The sequence below is a fragment of the Caldifarcimen microaerophilum genome, from assembly GCF_055387105.1.
The window spans coordinates 699,581-724,613 of sequence record NZ_AP038914.1 but is presented as its reverse complement, the minus strand read 5'-3'; the positions used below and the strand labels follow the sequence as shown (position 1 = coordinate 724,613).

22 protein-coding genes are annotated in these 25,033 nt (G+C 61.3%); 7 read left to right on the top strand and 15 right to left on the bottom strand.

The annotated features are described in order from the left end of the window. Positions 1 to 22: 22 nt before the first annotated feature. The gene (locus tag AC6HU3_RS03425; protein ID WP_497474673.1) at positions 23 to 2,224 is read left to right on the top strand and encodes a T9SS type A sorting domain-containing protein; all 2,202 of its coding nucleotides are present in this window, start codon (positions 23 to 25) and stop codon (positions 2,222 to 2,224) included. A gap of 80 nt (positions 2,225 to 2,304) precedes the next feature. Continuing rightward, on the top strand, positions 2,305 to 4,494 hold the full coding sequence (locus AC6HU3_RS03420; protein WP_497474671.1) for a T9SS type A sorting domain-containing protein: 2,190 nt from the start codon (positions 2,305 to 2,307) through the stop codon (positions 4,492 to 4,494). Between the two features lie 351 nt (positions 4,495 to 4,845). Here AC6HU3_RS03420 and AC6HU3_RS03415 read toward each other — a convergent pair whose 3' ends face one another. The 3 genes from AC6HU3_RS03415 to AC6HU3_RS03405 all read right to left on the bottom strand — a co-directional run bounded on the left by AC6HU3_RS03415 (position 4,846) and on the right by AC6HU3_RS03405 (position 8,152). Then, the gene (locus tag AC6HU3_RS03415) at positions 4,846 to 6,201 is read right to left on the bottom strand and encodes a M1 family aminopeptidase (RefSeq protein WP_497474669.1); all 1,356 of its coding nucleotides are present in this window, start codon (positions 6,199 to 6,201) and stop codon (positions 4,846 to 4,848) included. Beyond that, positions 6,108 to 6,734, bottom strand: coding sequence for a hypothetical protein (locus AC6HU3_RS03410; protein WP_497474667.1), 627 nt, complete (start codon positions 6,732 to 6,734; stop codon positions 6,108 to 6,110). Before AC6HU3_RS03410 ends, AC6HU3_RS03415 begins: the two co-directional genes overlap by 94 nt. Positions 6,735 to 7,204: 470 nt before the next feature. Beyond that, positions 7,205 to 8,152 (bottom strand): hypothetical protein, encoded by a 948-nt coding sequence (locus AC6HU3_RS03405; RefSeq protein ID WP_497474665.1) that lies wholly within the window; start codon positions 8,150 to 8,152, stop codon positions 7,205 to 7,207. Positions 8,153 to 8,324: 172 nt separating this feature from the next. Between AC6HU3_RS03405 and AC6HU3_RS03400 the strand changes: the two genes are divergently transcribed. The 5 genes from AC6HU3_RS03400 (at position 8,325) to AC6HU3_RS03380 (ending at position 13,765) form a co-directional block, all read left to right on the top strand. Further along, positions 8,325 to 8,840, top strand: a complete 516-nt coding sequence (locus AC6HU3_RS03400) for a hypothetical protein (RefSeq protein ID WP_497474664.1) — start codon at positions 8,325 to 8,327, stop codon at positions 8,838 to 8,840. Between the two features lie 238 nt (positions 8,841 to 9,078). Next, complete coding sequence (locus AC6HU3_RS03395) at positions 9,079 to 9,819, top strand: type III pantothenate kinase (RefSeq protein ID WP_497474662.1); 741 nt, start codon at positions 9,079 to 9,081, stop codon at positions 9,817 to 9,819. After that, positions 9,794 to 10,801 carry a PLP-dependent cysteine synthase family protein gene (locus tag AC6HU3_RS03390; protein WP_497474660.1) on the top strand — a complete coding sequence of 336 codons (1,008 nt, stop codon included), beginning with the start codon at positions 9,794 to 9,796 and terminating at the stop codon, positions 10,799 to 10,801. Before AC6HU3_RS03395 ends, AC6HU3_RS03390 begins: the two co-directional genes overlap by 26 nt. Next, entirely contained in the window at positions 10,791 to 11,927 is a 1,137-nt protein-coding gene (locus AC6HU3_RS03385; protein ID WP_497474658.1) for a trans-sulfuration enzyme family protein, read from the top strand. The genes AC6HU3_RS03390 and AC6HU3_RS03385 overlap by 11 nt, the downstream gene beginning before the upstream one ends. Positions 11,928 to 12,094: 167 nt before the next feature. Continuing rightward, positions 12,095 to 13,765, top strand: coding sequence for a putative bifunctional diguanylate cyclase/phosphodiesterase (locus AC6HU3_RS03380; RefSeq protein WP_497474656.1), 1,671 nt, complete (start codon positions 12,095 to 12,097; stop codon positions 13,763 to 13,765). A 4-nt stretch (positions 13,766 to 13,769) separates the two neighbouring features. Here the strand turns inward: AC6HU3_RS03380 and AC6HU3_RS03375 are convergent, their stop codons facing one another. From AC6HU3_RS03375 to rpsO, 12 genes are read right to left on the bottom strand one after another with little or no spacing between them, the layout of a single operon-like run. Next, positions 13,770 to 14,339: a MarC family protein gene (locus AC6HU3_RS03375; protein WP_497474654.1), complete on the bottom strand. Its 570-nt coding sequence runs from the start codon at positions 14,337 to 14,339 to the stop codon at positions 13,770 to 13,772. 6 nt (positions 14,340 to 14,345) lie between these two features. Continuing rightward, the gene (locus AC6HU3_RS03370) at positions 14,346 to 15,020 is read right to left on the bottom strand and encodes a response regulator transcription factor (RefSeq protein ID WP_497474652.1); all 675 of its coding nucleotides are present in this window, start codon (positions 15,018 to 15,020) and stop codon (positions 14,346 to 14,348) included. Next, positions 14,998 to 15,495 (bottom strand): flavin reductase family protein, encoded by a 498-nt coding sequence (locus AC6HU3_RS03365; RefSeq protein ID WP_497474650.1) that lies wholly within the window; start codon positions 15,493 to 15,495, stop codon positions 14,998 to 15,000. The genes AC6HU3_RS03370 and AC6HU3_RS03365 overlap by 23 nt, the downstream gene beginning before the upstream one ends. Then, positions 15,479 to 15,760, bottom strand: coding sequence for a hypothetical protein (locus tag AC6HU3_RS03360; protein WP_497474649.1), 282 nt, complete (start codon positions 15,758 to 15,760; stop codon positions 15,479 to 15,481). The genes AC6HU3_RS03365 and AC6HU3_RS03360 overlap by 17 nt, the downstream gene beginning before the upstream one ends. 2 nt (positions 15,761 to 15,762) lie before the next feature. After that, positions 15,763 to 16,242 (bottom strand): methylated-DNA--[protein]-cysteine S-methyltransferase, encoded by a 480-nt coding sequence (locus AC6HU3_RS03355; RefSeq protein ID WP_497474647.1) that lies wholly within the window; start codon positions 16,240 to 16,242, stop codon positions 15,763 to 15,765. Continuing rightward, positions 16,239 to 18,074, bottom strand: coding sequence for an ATP-dependent zinc metalloprotease FtsH (gene ftsH, locus AC6HU3_RS03350; RefSeq protein ID WP_497474645.1), 1,836 nt, complete (start codon positions 18,072 to 18,074; stop codon positions 16,239 to 16,241). Before ftsH ends, AC6HU3_RS03355 begins: the two co-directional genes overlap by 4 nt. Further along, entirely contained in the window at positions 18,071 to 18,604 is a 534-nt protein-coding gene (hpt, locus tag AC6HU3_RS03345) for a hypoxanthine phosphoribosyltransferase (protein ID WP_497474644.1), read from the bottom strand. The genes ftsH and hpt overlap by 4 nt, the downstream gene beginning before the upstream one ends. Further along, positions 18,555 to 19,829 carry a tRNA lysidine(34) synthetase TilS gene (gene tilS, locus AC6HU3_RS03340; RefSeq protein ID WP_497474642.1) on the bottom strand — a complete coding sequence of 425 codons (1,275 nt, stop codon included), beginning with the start codon at positions 19,827 to 19,829 and terminating at the stop codon, positions 18,555 to 18,557. Before tilS ends, hpt begins: the two co-directional genes overlap by 50 nt. Beyond that, a complete protein-coding gene (locus AC6HU3_RS03335) occupies positions 19,826 to 21,055 on the bottom strand; it encodes a glycoside hydrolase family 1 protein (protein ID WP_497474640.1) in 1,230 nt (409 codons plus the stop codon). The genes tilS and AC6HU3_RS03335 overlap by 4 nt, the downstream gene beginning before the upstream one ends. Before the next feature lie 11 nt (positions 21,056 to 21,066). After that, entirely contained in the window at positions 21,067 to 22,623 is a 1,557-nt protein-coding gene (locus AC6HU3_RS03330) for a hypothetical protein (protein ID WP_497474638.1), read from the bottom strand. A gap of 23 nt (positions 22,624 to 22,646) precedes the next feature. Further along, positions 22,647 to 24,764: a polyribonucleotide nucleotidyltransferase gene (locus AC6HU3_RS03325; RefSeq protein WP_497474636.1), complete on the bottom strand. Its 2,118-nt coding sequence runs from the start codon at positions 24,762 to 24,764 to the stop codon at positions 22,647 to 22,649. Continuing rightward, positions 24,761 to 25,030, bottom strand: coding sequence for a 30S ribosomal protein S15 (rpsO, locus tag AC6HU3_RS03320; RefSeq protein ID WP_497474634.1), 270 nt, complete (start codon positions 25,028 to 25,030; stop codon positions 24,761 to 24,763). The genes AC6HU3_RS03325 and rpsO overlap by 4 nt, the downstream gene beginning before the upstream one ends. Positions 25,031 to 25,033 lie beyond the last annotated feature (3 nt).

Here is a 25,033-nt window from a genome sequence, read left to right as displayed (position 1 = left end):
GTGCCTTAACAGGAGGTTTCCAATGAGACGTGTGTATGGCCTGACGCTCTCCCTGCTGATGATGGCGGGGAGTCTGGGAGCGGGGACGCGGGCCCTGCTGGTGCCGGATGGGAGAGGCGGGGTGGACGTGGTACCGCTGAAAGGTGGGTTGCCGACGGATGTGGTGGGGTTGAGTGGAGTGGGAGGAGGATCGGAGCAGTTGCTGGGGATTCCGGACACGTTCACGTATTCGACGGATCCGCGGTATATCTATTCGGGGATCGATGCGGGGGATACACTTGCGACATGGTTCCAGTGCCAGGTGGCCTGCTCGCTGTATGCGGTGGGGTTCTATGTGTATCTGAACACGGTGACGAGTGCGGACCTGTATGGGGTGGTGGCGCCGCTGGCTGCGGGAGTGGACGTGGAGACGCCTGGTCAGAATGGTCGGGGGGACTATGTGGACTACCATCTGGGGATTGACCAGCCGGGACCGTCGCCGTGGGATCTTGCGAACAAGTATGGGGAGTTGTTCACGTCGGTGACGTCGACCGGGATCACGTGGTTGACGCTGAGCCAGCCGGTGGATGTGGGGACGAACATTTTTGTGGCGGGGTATACGCCGCTCACGACGGGGTCGGATGGAGCGGGTGAGCCGTGGATGGTGATTTCTGCGGGTGATCAGACGAACAACTATGGCTGGCATTCGCTGGTGTATCAGCAGGATTTTGGTGGGTTTGGCGTGAGTCCTGGGTGGTACAACAACTGGCATGCGCACACGATTTATGCGGCGGTGGAGTATTATGAGAACCTTCCGCCGCAGGTGAGCGTGGCGGGGCGCTCGGACACCTATGATCGTGATGGGCCGTTTGTGATTCAGGCGTCGATCGAGGATCTGGGTGTGCCTGCGGACAGCGGTGGTGTGGATCCGGCGACGGTGTATCTGCATTATTCGACGGATGGAGGGACGACGTGGGATTCGGTGGCGATGAGTCTGGTGAGTGGGGATTCGACGAACGGTGTGTGGGAGGCGACGCTGGACTTCACGGCGAATCCGCTGGCGCCGGGGACGGAGGTGCAGTATTATGTGACGGCGGTGGACATTCAGGGTGCGGCGGGGCAGAGTGCGCAGGTGTCCTTTGCGATCGGGGAGCGTGTGGGTGAGGTGCTGTGGATCCTGGGTGACAACGTGGATGACGGGATCCTGGCGTTCTACAGTGCGCTGGGTACCGTGCTGGGCTCGGTCGGCAAGAGTTCGGACATCTGGCAGACGGCGTTTTCGGGTCTTCCGGATGCGTCGGTGATTGTGGGGGATCCCCAGTGGAACCCGACCCCCTATGAGGCCATTGTGATGACGAGTTTTGCCGCTTCGGAGCTTGCGGCCGATTCCGCCCTGTTTGCGCAGTATCTGGACAACGGAGGGAATCTTCTGGTGATTTCCCAGGATCTGTTTGCGGGTGGGTTTGGCTATGGTCCGTACGATGCGCCGATCACGCTGTCGCCGGGTCAGTTTGCGTATGACTATCTCGGGATTGGGGAGGCGTTTGACGACTTTGTGGGGACGGATCCGGCGAGCGGTGGGCTGACGGCGAACAACGACACGACCATTCATTTCCTGGGGGATGCGACTTCTCCGGTGACGGGTGCCCTTTCGGGTGGCGTGTATGTGTATGACAACAACCTGTGGCTGCCCTACGTCTATTCGGCAGGTGAAGCGGGGCACACGTACTATGAGGACTTCATTTACGATTCACCCACCCAGGATAACGCCGGTGTTGCCCATGCGTTTTTCACAGGAGCCGACACCTTCAAGACCTATTTCTCGGGTGTGCCCGTTCATTACTTCGTGACGAACATTGTGGACACGGCGGGTGGTGGTGCGGACGGTGTGCCCGAGGCCTTCGACTATGACACCACGTCCATGATCAACTTCCTGGCGGGCTTCTTCACCTGGACCACGGATGTGCAGGAGCTCGTGCCGCCGCAGGCGCGCAGCCTCCAGCTCGCGGTGAAGCCCGGTGTGGGTGGGCTCACCCTCTCCTTCGCCCTGCCGACGGCGGGCGATGTCCGGCTGTCCCTCTTCGACGCCATGGGTCGTGAGGTGCGGACCCTGGCGAAGGGTCGGATGGAGGCGGGTGTGCACACCGTCCAGGTGAGCACGAAGGATCTGGCCAGTGGCCTGTATTTCGTGCGTCTGGATGCGGGAAGCCGCCAGGTGGTCAAGCGGGTGCCCATCCTGCGCTGAAGCGCAGGCATCCCTGTGCATGACCACAAGGGGGGCCTTTGGGCCCCCCTTTGTTTTTTGATTGGGCAGGAGGGAAAACAATGAAGGGTGTTGTGGCAGGCCTGACGCTCTCCCTGCTGATGATGGCGGGGAGTCTGGGAGCGGGGACGCGGGCCCTGCTGGTGCCGGATGGGAGAGGCGGGGTGGACGTGGTACCGCTGAAAGGTGGGTTGCCGACGGATGTGGTGGGGTTGAGTGGAGTGGGAGGAGGATCGGAGCAGTTGCTGGGGATTCCGGACACGTTCACGTATTCGACGAACCCTCAATACATCTATTCGGGGATTGATCCGCAGGACACGCTTGCGACGTGGTTTCAGTGCCAGGCGGCGTGTTCGCTGTATGCGGTGGGGTTTTATGTGTATCTGAACACGGTGACGAGTGCGGACCTGTATGGGGTGGTGGCGCCGCTGGCTGCGGGAGTGGATGTGGAGACGCCTGGTCAGAATGGTCGGGGGGACTATGTGGACTACCATCTGGGGATTGACCAGCCGGGACCGTCGCCGTGGGATCTTGCGAACAAATATGGGGAGGTGTTCACGACGGTGACGGCGAGTGGGATCACGTGGTTGACGCTTCCTGCGCCGGTGGATGTGGGGACGAGCATTTTTGTGGCGGGGTACACGCCGCTCACGACGGGGACGGATGGATCGGGTGAGCCGTGGATGGTGATTTCGGCGGGGGATCAGACGAACAACTATGGGTGGCATTCGCTGGTGTATCAGCAGGATCTTGCGAGTTTTGGGGTGAGTCCTGGGTGGTACAACAACTGGCATGCGCACACGATTTATGCGGCGGTGGAGTATTATGAGAACATTCCGCCGCAGATTGACGTGGTGGATCTGTCGGACACGTATGATCGTGATGGTCCGTTTGTGATTCAGGCGTCGATCGTGGATCTGGGTGTGCCTGCGGACAGCAGTGGTGTGGATCCGGCGACGGTGATGCTGAACTATTCGACGGATGGAGGGGCGACGTGGAATTCGGTGGCGATGAGTCTGGTGAGTGGGGATTCGACGAATGGTGTGTGGGAAGGGACGCTGGACTTTACGGGGAATCCGCTGGCGGCGGGGACGGAGGTACTGTATTATGTGAGTGCGACGGACCTTCAGGGGGTAGCGGGTCAGAGTGCGCAGGCGTCCTTTGTGATTGGTGAGAAGGTGGGTGAGGTGCTGTGGATCCTTTCGGACAACGTGGACGATGGGATTCTTGCGTTTTACAACGCCCTCCTCACCGTGCTGGGTGCGGCTGGCAAGAGCCCGGACATCTGGCAGACAGCGTTTTCGGGGATTCCGGATGCGTCGGTGATTGTGGGGGATCCCCAGTGGAACCCGACCCCCTATGAGGCCATCGTTGTGACGAGCTTTTCTGCTGGCGAGGTTGCGGTGGATTCGGCGCTGTTTGCGCAGTATCTGGACAACGGTGGGAATCTTCTGGTGATTTCCCAGGATCTGTTTGCGGGTGGGTTTGGCTATGGTCCGTACGATGCGCCGATCACGCTGTCGCCGGGTCAGTTTGCGTATGACTATCTCGGGATTGGGGAGGCGTTTGACGACTTTGTGGGGACGGATCCGGCGAGCGGTGGGCTGACGGCGAACAACGACACGACCATTCATTTCCTGGGGGATGCGACTTCTCCGGTGACGGGTGCCCTTTCGGGTGGCGTGTATGTGTATGACAACAACCTGTGGCTGCCCTATGTGTTCTCGGTTGCGGGTGTGGGTGAGGACTTCCTGTACGACGATCCGACCCAGGATGTGGTGGGCGTGGCGCACGACGCGGGGACATTCTGCACCTATTTCTCGGGAGCGCCCATTCACGATTTCGTGACGAACATTGTGGACACGGCGGGAGGAGGACCTGACGGTGTGCCCGAGGCCTTCGACTATGACACGACGGCAATGATACAATTTCTTTATGGATTTATCTCGTGGTGCGTGCCTGACGATGTAACGGAATCCTGGACGGGTCAGGAATCGTTCCTATTGGCCCTGACGGTGAAGCCCCATGGGGAGGGATGCACGGTCAGGTTTGTCCTGGCCGATCCGGGAGAGGTTGAGGTGTCCCTCTTCGATGCGATGGGCCGGAGGGTGCGGACCCTGGCGAAGGGTCGGATGGAGGCGGGTGTGCACACCGTCCAGGTGAGCACGAAGGATCTGGCCAGTGGCCTGTATTTCGTGCGTCTGGATGCGGGAAGCCGCCAGGTGGTCAAGCGGGTGCCCATCCTGCGCTGATGTGCAGGCAACCGGGTGCATGACTACAAGGGGGACCTTCGGGCCCCCCTTCGTTTTTCCGGAATCGTTCTTTGGCCCTGGATCTATGGGATTACGGCTTGTAGTTTTGGGAGTGTTTCATCCTCGGAACTAGAGAGATCTTGCACATCCTTTGGTAGAATGCCTCTCCTGGCGAAAAGCCATGGACAGGTGGCTGTCAGGCCCCATCCGCGATCCCCTTCGGTTCGGGAATGGGCTCCATGAAGGGGTGATGTTCTGGGAAATCCGTGACGGATCACGACGCTTTCGGGGTCGCGTCACCCTGATCCGATAGGGCGTGGCCCTCCACACGGTCAGGTCGGACTCAGCCCCTCACGGCACCAGGATGCGCACGCCCTGAACGGAATACACCCCACGGGGGAGTTCCAGGAGATAGTCCTGAGGGGTGGGACGCACGCGGAGAGGGATTTTGCGGCCCATCAGGTCCAGGGCGAAGCGGGGGCGTTTCCAGGGACCGACCAGAAGAACCCTGCCCTGTCCCATCACCTTCCAGCGACGGGCGCTCACACGCGGGGTTTGATTTTCAAAGACAAAGACGTCCGGGTCTTCCACGTGCTTTTCCAGGATCCAGTTCCGGGGGTCCAGGTTCACGGCGGTGACGACGTGGTTGCCGACGGGATACCGGAACGTCTGGAAGGGGACGGCATCGTTCCAGAGGATGATGGTGTCTCGGGCGCCGTCGGAAAAGACGAGTTCGAAGGGGAGGGGCATGCGATAGAGGGGGGCGGAGGGGGTCACGAGGGAATCCTGGACCTGCCGGATGCCGATCACCAGGGTGTCTCCTTCCTGGCGCCAGCCGTAGAGATAGAAGGGGAAGCCGGGTTCATAGAGCCAGGGGTTGAAGAACCAGGAGAGGTCCTGGCCGCTGGTCCACTGGAGGATCTGGATGAGGTCGTCGGTGGTGGTGTTGCCGTAGGCGTGGAGGTTGCCCCAGACGCGGAGGGCTCCGAAGAGGACCGGGTCGCCCAGGATGAAGCGGAGCATGTGGAAGATGCAGGCGCCTTTGTCATAAGAGTTGGTGTTGTAATAGTTGGGCAGAGGCGGGACAATGGGGTAATGATGATCGCCCTGATCCATGCCGTACGTGAAGAAGTCGTCCATAATGCTGTTCATATAAACAAAATAAAATCGCGGAATATCGGTGTCCCGTCGACTGGAATCCCGGTGACCGATATACAGGGCCTCTGCCCAGGTGGCAAAGCCTTCCTTGAGCCAGAGATGGTCCACGTTGATGGGGGTGATCCAGTCTCCCCACCATTGATGACCCAGTTCGTGAGCGAGAAGGAAGTCTGCACTGTAGGGATCTGAGGAAAGGGGTGTGTACGCCGTGATGGTCTGGTTTTCCATACCGCTGTATCCCGAGGCGTGGCCGTATTTTTCCCGGGCAAAGGGGTAAAGCCCGAAGAGGTCGCTCAGATACTGAAGCATATCCGGCACATGGGCAACGGCACCAAAGTCGGCCGAGTCCCCTTCAAAAAAGAAGTTCCAGTATGGAAGAAAGACCACACCCGTGTCGGTCTGGATCTGGACAGTGTCTTTCAAAACCACGTATTCCGGTGAAGCACTCATGTAAATCAGATAAGGTGCAATGGGATAGCGGGTTTCCCAGTGATAGATCCACCAGGGGCCTGTGGTGTCGGTTCCGGTGGGGAGGCCGTTGGCGGCCACGATCCATCCGGGGGGACCAGAACGTGAAACCGGACGGTGTCGGCTTTTTCGTTCCAGGCGAGATGGACCGGGATCCACCGGTGGGCGTCGTAGGGTTCAGCAAAAGACGCGAAGTGTCGCGGTACACCGGGAAGAGGAAAATTCCAGCCCATAGGAGAACCATGGTATCCCAGTGTCACTTGGGACGTTTCGGCGGGGAGGGGGAAAAATAATGTATCTTCGATGCGGAGAGGTGTGACCGGGTTCCCGTTCACAAGGAAGGAGTCCACGGTGAAAAGGGTGTCGTCCAGCATGATGCGGCCGGAGTCGGACCAGGTGCAGACGATGAGGACTTGCGCGGTGCCGAAGATATAGTTCGAATCGGGGACGAGCTGGAGGGTGTAGTCATAAGAGAGGATGTCAAAACCCTGCTGCTGGGGCCAGAAAGCGGTGAGGCGGGGGAGATGCTGAAAGGCCTCCCGTTTCCGCAGAAATTCCCGGGTGGGAGGCTGTCCCGGGACCGTGGTGAGAAGCAGCGCGACCACCAGGTCCATCCCACACCTCCTGTGATAAAGACGGGACAAGTATTGGATGAAGGTAGGAAGTTGTCAAAGATCGCAAACAAACAGAACATAACAACCGAAGAAACACTCCTCACCATGTCACATCATTTCCTATAACCCTCCCCCTCCTGGGGATTTGATTCAGGAAGGGGAGGGTGGCCATTTACACGGGATTAGCTGCAATCACGCACAGTTCCCCGCCAGGATGCACATAAGTTGTGATGAAGGCGCGGCTGCGCCCCCTTCCTCTCAGATTTGCGGAAATGTTCCAGAAGGATTTTGAGCATGGGCACGCCTGCGCGCGGAGTACTGAGCATACATTTTGGTGTGCCTTCGCACCAGGCTTGACTTACGTCGGGTTTGTGATACGTCTGTGCACTTCCCACGGCGGGGAGTGCGAGGGAGAGGGTGAGGAGGACGGCGGTCAGTTTGAGACCCTTCATGGGACACCTCCTGTTTGGTTAGAACGATGACCACCCTATCACACCAGAGCTGCGCAGACACGCCAGGGAGTAGTTCTCATCCGCACAGCCCCGGATTTTCTGAATCAGATCTCCAATGGTTATGTAGTGACTGTAATTCCCGATGGCGAATCGGGTGTCCTGCCCCTTGTAATAACCCAGACTGTCCACCTCTTTCTGGGCGTGTTTCGGAGCAATCCGTTGAAGAATACGGGAAAGTTCAGGGTTCCATGCTCTGTCGTTCAGCTGGTCAAAGGGGCCGTCATACCAGTTGTTTTCCACCCGGTTGATCTCGGGCACCCCCACGAGGACGAGCATGGAGTCCACCTGGACAAAGACAAACCCTGAACGGGGATGAACAGAGATGGGTTCCTTTCCAATCTGTTGAAGGTGAACAGGAACAAATTGCGTATCGCTCAGAAACCAAACGAAGTCTTCCGCCTGGTGTTCATAGGCCAGGACAAAGAGAAGGCCCGATTCATCCATGGTTCGAAAAATAAAAGAGAACCCTGGAGGAAGTGGCGGAGGTGACTGGGGGATTTCCGCAAAGCGAACGAGGAAATCGCCAAGAGGGATATGGATTTTGAAAAGGTCCTTCTTGAGGGGATGGATTTCGAGCCCGTTCTTTGAAGTGAAGCGATGAACGGTGATGGATGGGTCGAGGCTGAGCGCCGAATCGTAGAGGGAGAGGTTGAACGTGGGATAGTACACCACCCGGACTTCGGGTTCGGGATAGAAGATGGAGAAGTTCAGGTTCCCGCGGTATTCTTCACCACAGTGGGAGACGTGGAAATAGTAATAGTTTTCAGTGGGGAAGACCACGAGGGTTTCGGGGAGGAACTGGAGGAGGGCTTGTTCGAAGGGCTCGCAGTCTGCAAGGCCCTGGATGAAGCGAGCGTTCAGATCGGCACCCCCCATCGCCAGAAGCACAGTCAGGAACAGCTTCATCCTACCCCCTCGTGTGCATCGGCCGAATGATATAGAAGGCCCTCCGCCCTGTCAAGATCCGGCCCCACTGGTGCCCGGGGAATTGCTCATGCGAAGCGGGAAAAATGGTTCGGGAACCGGAAGGGGGGCGGGCCCGTCTATCAGGATGGCTGGATCCAACAGGAGGTGAACCATGCGCATGGCGGTGGCTGCCCTGATCCTGGCACTGGGATGGGCCACGCCGGGTACCGCCCAGCCCGGCGGAGACATGCCTTTCTGGCGGCCGAGGCGGGACCTCCCCCAGCTCTTCCGCCAGGCCCGGGAGGTCGCACCGGAAAAGGCGAAGGATCTGGAGAAACTGGAGTCGGAATGGGTGCCGAAATGGATGCGCCAGCACACCGAGGTCCGGATTGCCGAACTCGCCGTGGACCGCACCCTCCGGGACCCGGACGCATCCGAAAAGGACCTGAGCCGTGCGCTGGATCGGCTGAATGGCGAACGGGCCAAACTTCACGAGATCGAGAAGCAGGCCCTCCTGGCCCTGCACCGAACCCTGGGGAGTGAGGCCTTCGCCAAACTCATGAGCGAGCCGCCCTTCATGATCCGCTTCCGGGGGATGGGCCACCGGTTCTTTCCCGATGTGGAAGACATGGAGATGGAAGTCCAGAAAGTGCTGGAGGGGGTGAAGGAAGCCGCGCCGGAAGAGTGAAAAACGCACGCTGGGCGAACTATCCCAGGTGTTGCCATACGGCAACGCCTGGGACCCCTGAATTTTTCATGCAGGGTCATCTGGGGGTCCCTGAACACGGTCCGGGGGATGGCGCACGCCATCCGCCGGGAGCCTTTCCATAGACACCGGATAAGGTTTCTGGCATATCTCGGGGCGTGGTTTCCCCTTGAGCCTTCATCCCCCGCTCCCTATACTTTCCCCCATCAGGGAGGTTGCGATGGTGCGTGTGGTGGTGTTCGGAAACACCCGCTGGAAAACGGCCCTTGCGGAAGGAGGAGAGATCCGCCACCGGGAGGAGGGGACCTACCCCTTTCCCGCCCCCACCCGGCGGGTGGACGTGACGCTGTGGTTCAGCGTGAACCGGGCGGAAGAGGAGCGTGCCTGGCCCCTGCTTGAGGAGACGAGCCGTCACCTTCTCCGGGGGGGGGCCTTTCGCGACGTTCTCCCGGTGTGCTATGCCCGTCCGGAAACCTTTGGAGAAGACCGTCTTCTCCTGGTGGCCTATGGCATGAGCCGGAAGGTCCCCACCCTGATCGTGGATGCGGGGACGGCCATCACCGTGAACCTGATTCACCCGGAACGGGGCTATGCGGGGGGCGCCATTTTGCCCGGACTCTCCATGGCTTTCGGTGCCCTCCATCGGCACACGTCCCTCCTTCCCCTGGTGGGCGCGGACATCCCCGAAGACCCGGGCTGTTCCACCGAATCGGCCATGAGACTGGGCGTGGTTCGGGGAAGCGCCGGTGCCGTCCGGGAGCTTTCCTCCTTTCTGGAATCCCGCCTTTTTCCCGCATCCGCGCGTTTTCTCACCGGAGGGGATGCCCCCCTTCTCGCCCGGGCCCTTCCGGATTTTCAGGTGGAATCCGATGTCCCCTTTCGGGGTGCCCTCTGGCTTTTCGAGCAATACGGAAAACGCTTTCTGGAGGAGAAACATGAAGGACATCCCCACCCTCATTGACATCATCGGACGCACGCCTCTGGTGCGTCTCGTTCATTTCGGTCCCAACCTGGATCCGCCCCGGGAGATCCTGGCCAAACTGGAGTTTCTGAATCCCGGGGGAAGCATGAAGGACCGCATGGCCCTCAAAATGATTGAAGCCGCTGAGCGGGAGGGACGCCTCAAACCCGGCGACTGGATCGTGGAACCCACCTCCGGCAACACCGGATTTTCCCTGGCCTGGATTGCAGCCATCAAGGGGTATCGCCTGGTGCTCGTGGTGATGGACAAGGTGGCCCCGGAGAAAATCCGGGCTCTGGAAGCCCTGGGGGCCGAGGTGGTGGTGTGCCCCACCGAGGTGCCTCCCGACGACCCGCGAAGCTATTATTCCGTTGCCCGGCGCATTGCCGAGGAACGGGGGGCCTTTTATCCCAACCAGTATGCCAATCCCAACAACCCCCGGGCCTATTACGAAACCCTGGGACCGGAAATCCTGGAGGAAACCGGCGGAGAACTGGACGCCTTCATCGCCGGCATGGGCACGGGAGGCACCATCAGCGGGACCGGGAAATTCCTGAAAGAGCGTATCCCGGGTATCCGGGTGGTGGGGGTGGATCCGGTGGGATCCGTGTATGGCCCCTATGTGCGGGAAGGGAAGACCATCACGCCTCACCAATACGATGTGGAAGGGATCGGAGAGGACTTCTTCCCCTCCACCATGGACCTCTCCATTGTGGACGACGTGGTGACCGTGACGGATGAGGAGTCCTTTCGTTTTACGCACCTTCTTGCTCGCAGGGAAGGGATCTTCACCGGTGGTTCAGGCGGGGCCATTCTGGCGGGAACCCTGAAATACCTCCAGGCCCATCCGGAGATTCGGCGGGTGGTGATGGTGCTTCCGGACCGGGGGGAGCGGTATCTTTCCAAGGTCTATAACCCCGAATGGTTGAAGGAACGGGGCTACACCTTTCTGGACGATCTGGAGGAGAACGATGAAGCCTGACTGGAAACTCCGGACGCTGGCGGTGCAGGCGGGTGTCCTCAAAAACGATCCGTATGGCGCGGTGAATCCCCCGGTGTATTTCTCTTCCACTTTTCGCCAGCACGAGCCGGGAAAACCCCTGGGGGGCACGGAATACGGCCGGACGGGCAACCCCACCCGGTGGGCGCTGGAGGAAGCCCTGGGTGCGCTGGAAGGGGGGAAAGCCCTGGCCTTTGCCTCAGGGCTTGCCGCCATGGATGCGGTCCTCCACCTTCTGGAAAAGGGAGACCGGGTGGTGTGCGAGGAGGATGTGTATGCGGGCACCCGGCGGATTCTGGATCGGGTGTATGGGAAGCTGGGGATTGAGGTGGAATACCGGGATTTTTCAAAGCCCGAGGCGTATGGAGACTTTGCCCCCAACACCCGGCTCGTGTGGGTGGAGACCCCCACCAATCCCCTCCTGAAGGTGGTGGACATCCGCCGTCTTGCCGAAGTCACGGCTCCCCAGGGGATCTGGCTTGCGGTGGACAACACCTTTGCCACGCCGGTGCTCCAGCGCCCCCTGGACCTGGGGGCCACCTTCTCCGTCTACAGCACCACGAAATACCTCTCCGGGCACAGCGACATCATCGGGGGTGCGGTGGTCACCCGGGACCCGGCACTGTATGAGCGGCTCCGGTATATCCAGAATGCCGTGGGGGCGGTGCCCTCGCCCATGGATTCCTTTCTCGTTCTGCGGGGGCTTCGCACCCTGCCCCTCCGGATGAAGGCCCATTCGGACAACGCCCGGAAGGTGGCGGACTTTCTCCGGCGGCACCCGAAGGTGGAACGGGTGTATTTCACAGACGACAACCCCGTCGCCCAGAAACAGATGGCGGACACGGGGGGGATGGTGAGCGTGGTCCTGGCCACGGACCGGGCCGGGCTCCAGCGCTTTCTGGATCGCCTCCAGATCTTCCAGCTTGCCGAGAGTTTCGGTGGGGTGGAGTCCCTGGTGAACCACCCGGCCACCATGACCCACGCCTATATCCCCGAGGAGGAGCGCATCGCCCGGGGCATCGTGGACACGCTGCTCCGGATCTCCGTGGGAGTGGAGGACCCGGACGACCTGGTGGCGGATCTGGATCAGGCCCTGGAAGGGGTGTGAGAAACGGCCGAGCAGTTTCACAATGGGACAGGGAACGACCGCGGAACGATCGAAAGGGGCGGGATTTTCCTTGTAGAAAAGAGGAGTTTCGGTGTGCGTGGTGGATGGTTCGGGGGGGCGATGATACACTTTGTGTACCGAGAAGCATTATGGAAAAGGGGGTGGGCATGTATCGGATCAACGTGGAACTAATTCCCCTTCCGGCGCGGATGGAAGAGTGGGATCTGTCCGGGGGAACCGTCCGGATCCTGAACTCACAGGTCAATCGTTCTTGGGTAATGTATACCGATCTGAAGGGGGAGGACCTTCTGGATGACGGATTCTGGGAACGGGTCCACCCGGAGGATCGGGAACCTCTGATGAGAGAAGTGCGTGCGCCTTCTCCGGATTCTTTTTTTGTTCGTTACCGTTTTCGGAAGACCTGGCAGTGGATTCGGACCTTTTTGAGCGCAGAGGCGATGGAGAAGGAACGTTACAGGGTGCTATCGTTGTACGATTTTGATTTTGAGAGTCTGAAAGCGCCCCCCTATGTGCTGGGCATTGCCCAGCAAAGGGATCCGGTGACCGGTGCGCTCACACGGGAAGCCTTTTTCCACAGACTTCAGAATGTGCTGCACTCGGATCCGGCGTTCCTGCCCGTCGTCGTGGTTCGTCTGTACCGCTTTGACGAAGTGCATGTGTTATTCGGCCATGATATAGGCGATCGTATCCTCCAGGATACTGTAGAGCGCCTTTGGGAGGTGGTTGGATCCAATGCGATCGCGGGACGGACGGGACTTGAGGAATTTGCCCTTGCGCTCACGGGAGTCAGGGGATTTCAGGACCTTGTTCAGCTGGTGGATCGCATCAATGAATCTTTTGATCAGCCCTTTATCGTGGAAAAAGACGGGGGAGAAAAGATTTACCTGACCCCGCACATCGGGGTGGCCATATTCCCGCTGGATGCGGATAACCCACGGGATCTTTTGCTTCGTGCGCGGCTTGCCATCACCACCATTCGCCCCACCACCACGTCTGTAAAATCATATTACAGTGAACAGATGGAAAAAGGCCTCCTCGAAGTGGTGCCTCTTCGGAATGAACTGGTAGCCGCCCTTCAGGGGGACCGTCTGGATGTGGCTTATCAGCCTGTGGTGAACATGGAGACGCTGGCAGTGGTGGGCCTTGAGGCCCTGGTTCGGTGGTATCATCCTCTTCTGGGAGGCATCCCGCCCAGCAAGTTTGTGCCCCTGGCAGAAGAGATGGGGTTGATCGGCAGACTGGGAGAATTTGTCCTTCAGAGAAGCCTTGAAGATCTTGCCTCGCTCGAGAAGGATTCCTTATGGCTGGCGGTGAATTTTTCTCCCAGTGAACTCTATACCCGTCAGATGCTGGGGCGGCTCGATCGGGCGCTACGGGAGACGGGCGTGGACCCAGAGCGGGTGGTGGTGGAGATCACGGAGGCCGCCGCCATGCACAACCCGGAAGATGCGCAGGAGATTTTCCATCAAATCAAGGACCTGGGCTGTCAGATTGCGCTGGACGATTTTGGAACCGGCTATTCTTCCATGACCCAGCTTCTGAATCTGGAGCTGGACCGGATCAAACTGGATCGTTCATTTGTGGCCAACCTTTCTGAAAATCCCCGGGCCGTTCACCTTGCAGAGACCATCATCGACCTTGCCCACGATCTGGGAGCCCGGGCTGTGGCCGAAGGGATCGAAACCGAAACGCAACTCGCCCTTCTGAGATCCTGGGGCTGCGACGAAGGGCAGGGGTATTATTTTGCAAAGCCCATGCCCATAGAGGATCTTCGAGTGTTCTTAAAGGATTGGGAGAAACGCAAACCTTCCGGGTGAAGGATCAGGTTCCCCATCCTGCCCGGATCATGGACACGCCGATGGCGGCCAGGAAGATCATCAGGATTTTGGACAGAATCTCGGCTGCGGCGGTGCCGATCCGCTCCCTGATGTTCCGGGAGAAAAAGAGAAGGACAAACACCAGGGCGGTGTTGGCGAAAAAGCCCAGAAACACCAGCGACAGAGGATAGCGCTGGGAAAGGGTGAGGAGGGTGGTCATCACCCCCGGTCCCACGATGAGGGGCACCCCGATGGGCACCACCCCGAAATAGGGCGAGCGGATCTTCCGCTGGGGCTTGTCCCCGGACGTCATGTCCTGGATGGCGATCACGAGAAGGAGCAATCCCCCGGCCACGAGCATATCCTCAATGGAGATCCCCAGCAGGGTGAGAAAGGCCTTGCCCGCAAAGAGAAACACCAGCCCCACGCCGATGGCCGTGAGGGTGGCCTGGAGGGCCAGACGTCGAACCAAGCGGGGTGGGAGGTCCGCCGTGGAGCCCACGAAGAGGGGAAAGATCCCGAAGGGATCCATGGCCGCAAAGAGGGGAAGGAAGACCGAGAGAAACACGCTCATGGCGGTTCAGGGAGGTCCGGCCCACCGGTAGCCAAAACCCCGGCGGGTTTCGATGTATTTCCCATACGCCCCCAGTTTCTGACGCAGGTGCCGGATGTGGACGTCCACCGTCCGGGGGGTGACATCCCCCACCACACCCAGGGCGCTCAGGATGTATTCCCGGGAAAGGACGTGCCGGGCGTTGCGCATCAGGAGTTCCAGAATCTGAAACTCCATGGGGGTGAGCCGGAGGGGGCTGCCGTCCAGATAGGCGGTCTTTTCGTCAAGATCCACCAGGAGATCCCCGGAACGGAGGAAAGATACGGGCCCCCCGGTTTTCTCCTTCCTTCGCAGGAGCGCCTCCACCCGGGCGGTGAACTCCTTGATGGAGAAAGGTTTCCGGATATAGTCATCCGCCCCTTCCCGCAGGGCCGCCACCGCGTCTTCCTCGTGGGTGCGGGCGGTGACCATCAGGACGGGAACACCCTGCAGGCGGGGGCGGGTGCGGAGAAACTGCAGCACCTGGAGCCCGTCCATCCCCGGAAGCATCCAGTCCAGCACCAGGAGATCGGGCGGGTGGGTTTCCATGAAAAACAGGGCATCTTCTGCGTTGTCAAATGTCCGGACGTTGTGTTCTTTGAGGGTGAGGGCCAGAAGGTGGTTCAGGTCTGGATCGTCCTCAACGATCACGATGTGGGCCACGGAAGATCTCCCGGTTCCAGTACACCAGAGGCTGGCGCTCCGGGTGGAGCAGGCGGGCTTCCCTCACCTCCCCCACAAACAGGATATGATCGTACACCGGGAAGGTCTCCCGAACGTCCGCAAGGATCACCCCCACACTTTCGGGCAGGATCACCCATCCCTCTTGCCTTTCCACCGTGAGGCCTTCAAACCGCTTCTCCATGGAGCGCCGGGGATCCGCAAACCGCCCCACCAGCTCCTCCTGACCTTCGCCCAGGATGTTCACCGCATATTTCCGTGCTTCCTCCAGCACCCGCGCGGTGCGCCCTTCCCGGTTGAGGGACACCACCACCGAGGGAGGCGCCATGGAGAGGGACATGAAGGCGTTCACCGTGAGGCCATGGGGCGTTCCGTCCGGGGCCAGAACCGTGACCACCGTGATGCCGGTGGGATAATGACGGAGAACGGCCTTGAGATCGTCAGGCGTCTCCGGCATTGTCCTCACCCACCCCCGTTTCCAGGATTCGGTGAAAGTCCCGGATGGCTTCCTGGGCATAGTCCACAGGGACCACGGCGGGATACAGCACCACCTGGACGGAAGAGTCTTTGAAAAACACGTCCCGGATGGCCTCTTCCAGGGCCTGGATCTTCTCCCGGGGGATTTCTTTAAATTCCCGGAGCACCGCCGAGGGCTCCTCCCCCACGAAGGTGAAAAATCCCACCAGGGCGAATTCTGCTCCCATACGTTCGGGCTGACTCATGATCACCTCCCGGTTCGGGCGGGTGTTCCCCGCTCCAGCTCAAGAAGCAACCGTTTGACGTCAGTGCCATAGGCATACCCCCCTGGGCCCCGGGTGGCCACCACCCGGTGGCAGGGCACCACGATCACCCAGGGATTCCGGCGCATCACCTGCCCCACCGATCGGGGGGACCCCCCGGCCAGGCGGGCAAGATCCCCATAGGTGAGGGCCTCCCCCCAGCCCGCATGGTCCCGGAGAAGGGAGAGCACCTTCCGGGCATAGGGAGTGACCTCTTCCCAGGCAAGGGGAACCAGGCGGAAATCCACCGGTTTCCCCTGAACGTACCTTGCCATGCCTTCGGAGAAGGCCCCCCACCACGCCGGAGGGTTATCCGGCGCTTTCGGACCTGCATCCCGAACAAGCCGGAGATGCCGGAGCCGTCCGGTTTCGCCCAGGGCGCCCCGGAGGAACCATCCGTCCAGAAAGGGGAGGGCAAAGGTCATGCGGGGATCTCATCCGTCTGGGGGGCAAGCCCCAGGATCCGGTCCACCTCGTCTCCCATCACGGTTTCTTTCTCCAGCAGGGCCTGCGCCAGGGCGTGGAGGCCAGAGAGGTGTTCCCGGAGAATGGTCTCGGCCCGGTGGAGGGCCTCTTTCACCAGGCGCTGGATTTCAAGATCAATCCGTTCGGCGATCCGTTCCGAGAAGGTTTTGCGCACCCCCAGTTCCCGACCCAGAAACACCGCCCCCTCTTCCTTCCCGAAAGCCACCGGTCCCAGTTCCTCCGACATTCCCCAGGTGGTGACCATGCGCCGGGCCAGCTCCGTGACCCGTTCGATGTCGTTCTGGGCGCCCGTGGACACCTCGTTGAACACGATGCGCTCGGCCGTATAGCCGCCCAGCATCACCGCCATGGTATCCATCAGATAACTGTACGTGTAGATGTGGCGGTCCTCCTCCGGGAGGGACTGGGTGACCCCCAGGGCCATGCCCCGGGGGATGATGCTCACCTTCTCAATGGGGTCCGCGTTGGGGACAAAGCGGGACACCACCGCATGCCCCGCCTCGTGATAGGCGATGCGCTTCTTCTCTTCTTCCGAGAGGGCCAGGCTCTTCCGGGCTTTCCCCAGGCTCACCTTGTCCTTGGCTTCCAGAAGATCTTCCTGTTCCACCTGTTCTTTCCCTTTTCGGGCCGCGATGATGGCGGCCTCGTTCACCAGATTGGCAAGATCCGCGCCGGAAAAGCCAGGGGTCGCCCGGGCGATGGCTTCCAGATCCACGTCGGGGGCGAGAACCACGTTGCGGGCGTGAATTTTCAGGATGGCCAGCCTTCCGTCCACGTCCGGGCGGTCCACCACCACCATCCGGTCAAACCGGCCGGGACGGAGCAGGGCCGGGTCCAGGACGTCCGGACGGTTGGTGGCAGCCAGGACGATGATGCCTGCCGACGTGTCAAATCCGTCCATCTCCACGAGAAGCTGGTTCAGGGTTTGCTCCCGTTCGTCGTGTCCTCCTCCGAGACCCGCTCCCCGGAGTCTGCCCACCGCGTCCAGCTCGTCGATAAAGATGATGGCCGGGGCGTGCTTGCGGGCCTGATCAAAGAGATCCCGAACCCGGGCCGCGCCCACGCCCACAAAGAGCTCCACGAATTCCGAACCGCTGATGGAGAGGAAGGCCACACCGGCTTCCCCCGCCACCGCGCGGGCCATCAGGGTTTTGCCCGTTCCGGGCGGTCCCACCAGGAGGACCCCCTTGGGAATCCGGGCGCCGATCCGGCGGTATTTTTCGGGATTTTTCAGGAATTCGATCACTTCCTGGAGTTCTTCTTTGGCCTCTTCGGCGTCGGCCACATCCTGGAAGGTCACCTGGGGCCGGTTTTCCACATAGATCCTCGCCCGGCTCTGTCCGAATCGCAGGGCATCCCGGGGCCCCGCCTGCATCTGCCGGATGAAGAAGAACCAGAAGAAAAGCAGGAACACGATCCAGGGGGTCCAGTTCACAAAGATCTGCCACCAGGGACTGGGCGTCCGGGCTTTCACCACCACGCCCCGGGCGAGCAGGGTGTCCACCAGGGAGGGCATGGGGATGGGAAGGGTGGTCCGGAACTGCTCAAAGGACCCCCGGGACGTTTTCACCGGTTCCCGGAATTTCCCCCGGATCAGGTTGTCCTCAAAGGTGACCGAGGCCACCTGGCCTTCCTGCACATACGTGTAGAACTGGGAAAAGGGAATCTCCACCGTCCGGAACCGATCGGACGACACCAGTTCCAGAAGAAGAAGAGCGCCCAGGAAGACGAACATCCAGAGGAGCATGGTCCGGACAAAGGTGTTGTTCATTGTTCCTCCTCCACGAAAGCGATCCCCGGGAGATGGCGGAACCGCTCCGCCCAGTCCAGGCCATATCCCACCACGAAACGGTCCGGGATCTCAAATCCCACGTAGTGTACGGGAATCTCCACCTGCCGGCGTTCTTTCTTGTCCAGGAGCACGCAGATTTTGAGGCTCCGGGGATGGCGCTGCTGGAAGAGATCCCAGAGATACCGCAGGGTGAGGCCCGTGTCCACAATGTCCTCCACCAGGATGACGTCTTCTCCCTCCACCGGGAGGGTGATGTCCTTCAGGATCTGGACTTCGCCGGAGGATTCGGTGGCCGCCCCATAGCTGGACACGGCGAGAAAATCGATGCGCACGTCCAGATCACCGAGATGACGCACGAGATCGGCAAGAAAAATGAAGGATCCTTTCAACACCCCCACCAGCACGGGAGAGCGTCCGGCATAGTCCCGCCGGATTTCTTCGGCAAGCTCCTTTACCCGCTTATTCAGGGCTTCCGGTGAGATCAGGTATCCCGAAATCTTCCGGTTCATGTTTCTTCACCTCAACCGTGTATCCAGGGCCACGATAACGAGGTTCGGCCCCGAGCATCCAGACCACGTCATGCCCGCGGGCCACCACGGGCCACAGGGGCCAGGCCCACCGGGGGATTTCCCGGGCTTTCAGGAGGGTGGCCACCCGCTTCTCCCCCATCCGGTCTCCCCGCTCGACCCCCCGGATCTCCAGCGCCCCTTCGGGGATCACACCCCGGGCATCCGGACGAAGGTCCAGCACCAGATTGGCTTCGGGAAACACGTGACGTCCCGGCGTCACCACCCGGGACCCCAGCGCGCGGGCACGGCCCACCCACACTTCTTTCGCATCCATCCAGAGATCATAACCTCCATGCTGCCCGTGGCCCATTCCCTTCTCCACCACCCACGCAAACCAGAACGCCCTCCCCACCCGGGGAAATCGAGAGGAAAGGGCCAGGGCGATCTGCGCCTTATCATAGCCTGCAAGCACCGTCCTGTCAAGGCGAAGGCTTCCGGGGAAGGTGGGACGTATCGCCCGGGTGAGGGCGAGCCCTCCCCGACCCTCCAGCGCCCGGAGAAACCGCTGACGAAGGAGGGCCTGCCGGGTGGCCGGGAGAAGAGAAGGGAAGAGGTCCATAACCTGCCGGATCCGGTTCCGGAAGAACCGGGGATCCCGGTTGGAAGGGTCCTCATACCAGGGAAATCCCGCATTTTCCAGCGCTTCCCGGATCTCCCTGCGGGTGAGGAGGAGGAGGGGACGGAGCACCCGCCGCCGGACAAGAGGAATGCCCGTCATCCAGCCCCCACCGCCCCGGGCAAGCTGGAGGAGGAGAGTCTCCACCATATCGTCGGCGGTGTGGGCGGTGAGAACCCACCGGGCCCCGAAACGCCGGCGCACACCCTCCAGGAACCGGTACCGGATGCGCCGGAGTTCATGTTCGGGATTCCGCTCCACTTTCTTTCGCAGTCGCCCCAGAACCCGGGGATATCCCCAGGACTCCAGAACCCTGCGCACGTGGGCCTCCTCATGAGGTGCGTCCGGGCGCTGGCCGTGGTTGAGATAGGCGGCCACGGGGCGAATCCCCCGGAGTTTCGCGAGGTGATAGGCCATCCAGAGGAGAAAGGTGGAGTCGGCGCCTCCCGAAAAGGCCACCACCACCCGATCCCCTTCCCGGAGAAATCCGTCCACGAGGAAGAGCACGCGGGATCGGAGATCGGCAGGGGGAAAGGACGACCCGATCATGCCCCCACGATGTCCTGAACCAGACGGGGATAGGCCATGAAACTCGTTCGGGGCCGGCGTTCCAGGGTGGTGTAGTCCACCTCCACCAGGCCAAAACGTTTCTCAAAGCCTTCCGCCCACTCGTAGTTGTCCAGAAGGGACCAGTACAGATAGCCTTCCACGGGAAGCCCCTCGTCCCGCATCCGGCGAACCACCTGCAGGTGGTCCCGGATGAAGGTCTCCCGAACGGGATCCTCGTGCCCCTCGGCGGTGGCGATGCCGTTTTCCGTGATCCAGAGGGGGAGACCATAGGAGGCCGCGAAGCGCAAAACCCCTTCCAGTCCGGAGGCGTCCATGGACCAGCCCATGGTGTTGGGATAGAGGCTTTCGGTGGGGACCTCCTGGGCGAAAAAGCGGGTGAAGGCGCGCAGGGAAAACCGGAGGGTCCGGGTCATGTAATAATTGACCCCGATGAAATCCAGCGTTTTTCCCAGGTCCTCCCGCCCATAGGGCATGCGCATCGTTCCCGTGACCAGGATGTCCAGCACGTCCTGGTTGAACATCCGGTGAACCCGAGAGGCCACCTTTTCCGAAAGCCCCCGTCCTGCCGGCCGGAAGTCAATCAGGTGCTTGGCGATCCCCACCCGTGCGTCCGGACAGTATTCCCGGATCACCTGGGTGGCGAGTTCGTGGGCCAGGAGGATGTGCCGGAGAACGCGATAGGTTTTCCGGAGACTCCGGAGAAAGGGGGGCCAGATCCCCTCCAGAAAGCCGTGATAGGCATATACCACCGGTTCGTTGAAGGTGATCCAGATGGACGCGAGGTCCCCCAGATGCTGGAGGACCACCCGGACGTATTTCTGGAAGGCGAACGGGGCCTCCGGTCGGAGCCACCCCCCCTGGCGATAGAACCAGTAGGGGTTCACGAAATGGTGGAGGGTGACCACGGGCGTGATCGTTAATTCATGGAGGCGCTCCAGCATCCGGCGGTACCGTTCGAGCGCCCGAACGTCCCATCGTCCCTCCTGGGGTTCCACCCGGGGCCAGGAGATGGAAAACCGGTAAGCCGTGAAGCCCGCGCTGGCCATGAGAAGAAAGTCCTCTTCCCACCGGTTCCAGTGATCTGCCGCTTCCAGGGAAAGGGGGAGACGTCCGTTCTGTTCCTCCATCCACCAGTCGGCAAACACGTTCCACCCTTCCACCTGATAGGCGCTGGTGGTCGCGCCGAAATGCATGGTTGTGCTCATGTCTACATCCTTCATGTTCGACCGGTTCGGTACTGCACCCCCCAGCGGGCGATGAGGGCAAGCCCCGCAAGGAGCAAGAAAGGCCATCGCGGCCAGGGTGTGGATCGAACCGGGAGGGGAAGATCCGGAAGGACCGTTCCCCGAATCACGTCTCCGCCCGATGCACGGGCGATGGCTTCAAGCAGGGCCACATCGTAGGTTTCAGTGGGCTGCTCTTCCCGCACCACCCCCCGAACCCGGAGCCTCCGGAGGAGGGTGTCTTCGCCCACGCGAAGGGTCAGGAGGGTGTCCACCCATCCGGTGTCCGGGACGGGAAAGGTCACCTCATACAACCCCGGTTCCAGCGCGCGGGCGGGGAGGGAAAACCCCACCGGTGTGGAGGGGGGCATCACCTCCACCCAGAACCGCGCCGTGTCGGGGATCACCACCTCGTCGGTGAGGGCATAGATCTGGAGGCGGGGATGGCGGGCGCGCATGGCGTTCAGGATGCCCTCGAGATGGGCCTTGAAGCTGTCAGGCTCCCGGAGAGCCATCCGGAACACGTTGCCCAGTGTCCAGGCATAGGTGGCCTCTCCCTGCGGAACGAGCCCCAGCGAATCCGGTGCCGGTCCCGGAAAGCTTGCCCGAAGAAGCCCGGAGAACACGGGATGGGGAGACCATCGGACGCCGGTGAGGGCCCGATCCATCGAAACGGTCCACATCCCGGGGAGGGTGATGGAAGGCGGGTCGAGCACAAACCATCCCCACACTTCGGGAGGAGGCCCCTCTTCCACTCGATCGTCCAGGAGCAGACGGTCCTGAAAGACCCCCACAGGTTCCATACCGAGCTCGCGAAGCATCCGGCGCAGGGCCCCTGCATCGGGATGGGGCCTGCGGACATAGATCCCCACACGGATCCCCTGCGCACGAACCAGCACCCCCCGCCGGACGGTGTCCGAAGGGGTGGCGAATCGGGTCCGGTGGAATCCCGGAGAGAGCCGTACGCGCACCGTGGTGGTTCCGGCGAAGACCGCCCGTCTGGAGGTTCCGACCTGAAGGGTCCCCGGTTCCGGGGTCACCAGGTGGACGCTCACGGGGCCGGGAGAGGCGGTGAGGGGAAGTTCCATGGTGATGCGGTCGGTGGGGGCCTCTTCGGGAATCCAGGGCCAGACGGGATCGGAAAACCGTGCCCACCCTTCGTCCCACTGTCCGTCCGTGAGGAGGAGGGCCGGGCCTTCTGCCCGGGGAGGACGGGTGGGCCATCCCCGGAGATGGTCTCGCCGGTCATAGGGGACCGTCCGTTCCGCAAAAGCAAAAACGGGAGCCCCGGGATACCGGTTGCGGAAGATCCGGAGGGCTTCGTCCACAAACGCCCGTTTGGAGGGCGTGTCCATGCTTCGGGAGACGTCCACCAGCAGGGCCGGAGTGGGCCGGGAGGACCGTTCTGGAGGGGACCATGCGGGAAGGAGCAACAGGAGGCTCAGGGTGTGGAGGGCGAGATCAGGGAGATGGCGGCGAAAGATCCATCCTCCCACGACCAGCACCACCCCCCACACCAGGAAGAACGCGAACGACCACCCACCCGCCACGTCTTGCTCCGGATCCGGCCCCGTCAGGACGAAGCAGGCTTGCGACGGCGGATTTTGACCCCGGACTGCAGCACCGCCTTGCGGGAGAGCTTGAATTTCCCCCCTTGCGGGTCCACATCGATCACCTTCACCAGCACCTCGTCCCCGAGTTTGAGCACATCCTCCACCCGGTTCACCCGGTGGGGGGCAAGCTCGGAGATGTGAAGGAGCCCGACCTTTCCGGGCTTGATTTCCACAAAGGCCCCATAGGGTTCAATGCGCACCACCTTCCCCATGAAGGTGGACCCCACCTCCACCTCCGTGGTGATCTCCTCAATCCGGCGACGGGCTTCCTCCACGGATTCATAGGTGGGACCTGCAATGGTGACCCGCCCGGTGGTGTCTTCAATGTCGATTTTGGTTCCGGTCTCTTCCAGAATTTTCCGGATGGTCCGCCCGCCGGGACCGATCACCTCGCCGATTTTTTCTCTCGGGATGGTGATGGCCACCACCTTGGGAGCGTGTTTGGACACCTCCTTCCGGGGTTCAGGGAGAACCCGGTCCATGATGTCCAGAATGTGGTGCCGGGCTTCGTTTGCCCGTTCCAGGGCCTCCTTCACCCAGGAGAGGGGAAGCCCTGTGCGTTTCAGGTCCAGCTGGATGCCGGTGATGCCCTTCCGGGTCCCGGCCACCTTGAAGTCCATTTCCCCGTAGTGGTCTTCTGCCCCGATGATATCGGTGAGCAGGATGTGCCGGGATTCATCGGCCACCAGCCCGATGGAGATGCCGGCCACTGCACTCCGGATGGGAACCCCCGCGTCCATCAGGGACAGGGAGGCACCGCACACCGTGGCCATGGAAGACGAGCCATTGGACTCCAGGATTTCCGAGACCACCCGGATGGTGTAGGGGAAGGCCTCCTCATCCGGAATCAGGGGAGCCACAGACTTTTCGGCGAGGGCGCCGTGACCGATTTCCCGGCGGGAGGGTCCCCGGAGGGGCTTGACCTCCCGGGTGGAAAAGGGCGGAAAGTTATAGTGAAGCATGAAGCGCTTGAACTCTTCCGGATCCAGTTCTCCCATCCGCTGAACGTCCTCGGCGGTCCCTAAGGTGGTCACCACCAGGGCCTGGGTTTCGCCCCGGGTGAACAGGGCCGAACCGTGGGTGCGGGGAAGAATCCCCACCTCAATGTCAATGGGGCGGATGGCCTCCGGAGAACGGCCATCCATCCGCTCGCCGGCGAACACCCTCTCCCGGAAGATGCTTTTTTCGAGCTTATAGAGCGCGGCCCGGATGGCCACCTCGTCGGGAAAGGTCTCCAGAAGCTCCTGGACCACCGTATCCTCCAGGGCGAACAGGGCGGACTCACGTTCTACCTTGCCGGGGATCCCGAAAAGACCGCGGATCTGCTCCTCTGCCCGCTCCCGTACAGCGTTGAAGAGGGCATCCGGAATCTCGATGCGGGTGGGTTCGGCCTTGCTCACCCCCACCCGGGATGCGAGCTCTTCCTGCATGTCCCGGAGGGTCTCAAGGGGTTCCTGGGCGAACTCCAGGGCTTCCAGGAGGGCGTCTTCCTCCACCTCAGAGCCTGTGAACTCAATCATGCTTACCGTTCCGGGATCCCGCCCTGCGACCAGGAGATCAAACCGGGACGAGGAAATCTCCGAGTTGGTGGGGTTCAGGGTGGGATGCCCGTCCCGATAGCCCAGGCGAACGGCCGCCACAGGTCCCTCAAAGGGGATTTCCGACACCATCAGGGCGCTGGAAGCGGCCAGGATGCCCAGGAAATGGGGCTCGTTCTCCAGGTCATAGGAAAGAAGCTGCACCACGATCTCCACTTCGTCCATCATCCCTTCGGGGAACAGGGGACGAAGGGCCCGATCGATGGCGCGTCCGATCAGGATTTCCCGGTCCTTGGGACGCCCTTCCCGCTTGAGGAATCCCCCGGGAATTTTGCCGGCTGCGAAGGTCTGTTCTCGGTATTCCACAAGGAGGGGAAGAAATCCCATGGGGGTGGATGCCCGTTTCCACACGGCGGTGGCCAGCACCACCGTGTCACCATACTGGGCGAGCACGGCCCCATGGGCCTGGCGGGCAACCTTGCCCGTGGTCAGTTTCAGGGAACGTCCCGCGATCTCGCGGGACACTTCGATGGCCCTCATCCCCGAAGACCCAGCTTGCGAAGGACTTCCTGATATTTCTGGAAGTCGGTGCGGCGCAGGTATTTCAGGAGTTTCTTCCGCCGGGACACGAGTTTCGTGAGCCCATAGCGGGAATGGACATCTTTGGGATGAGCCTTGAGGTGTTCGGTGATCTCCCGGATGCGGGCGGTGAGGAGCGCGATCTGGACTTCCGTGGAACCCGTGTCCTTGTCGTGTTTTGCCCACTCCTGGACGATCACCCGTTTCCTGTCCTTGTTCAGGGCCATACC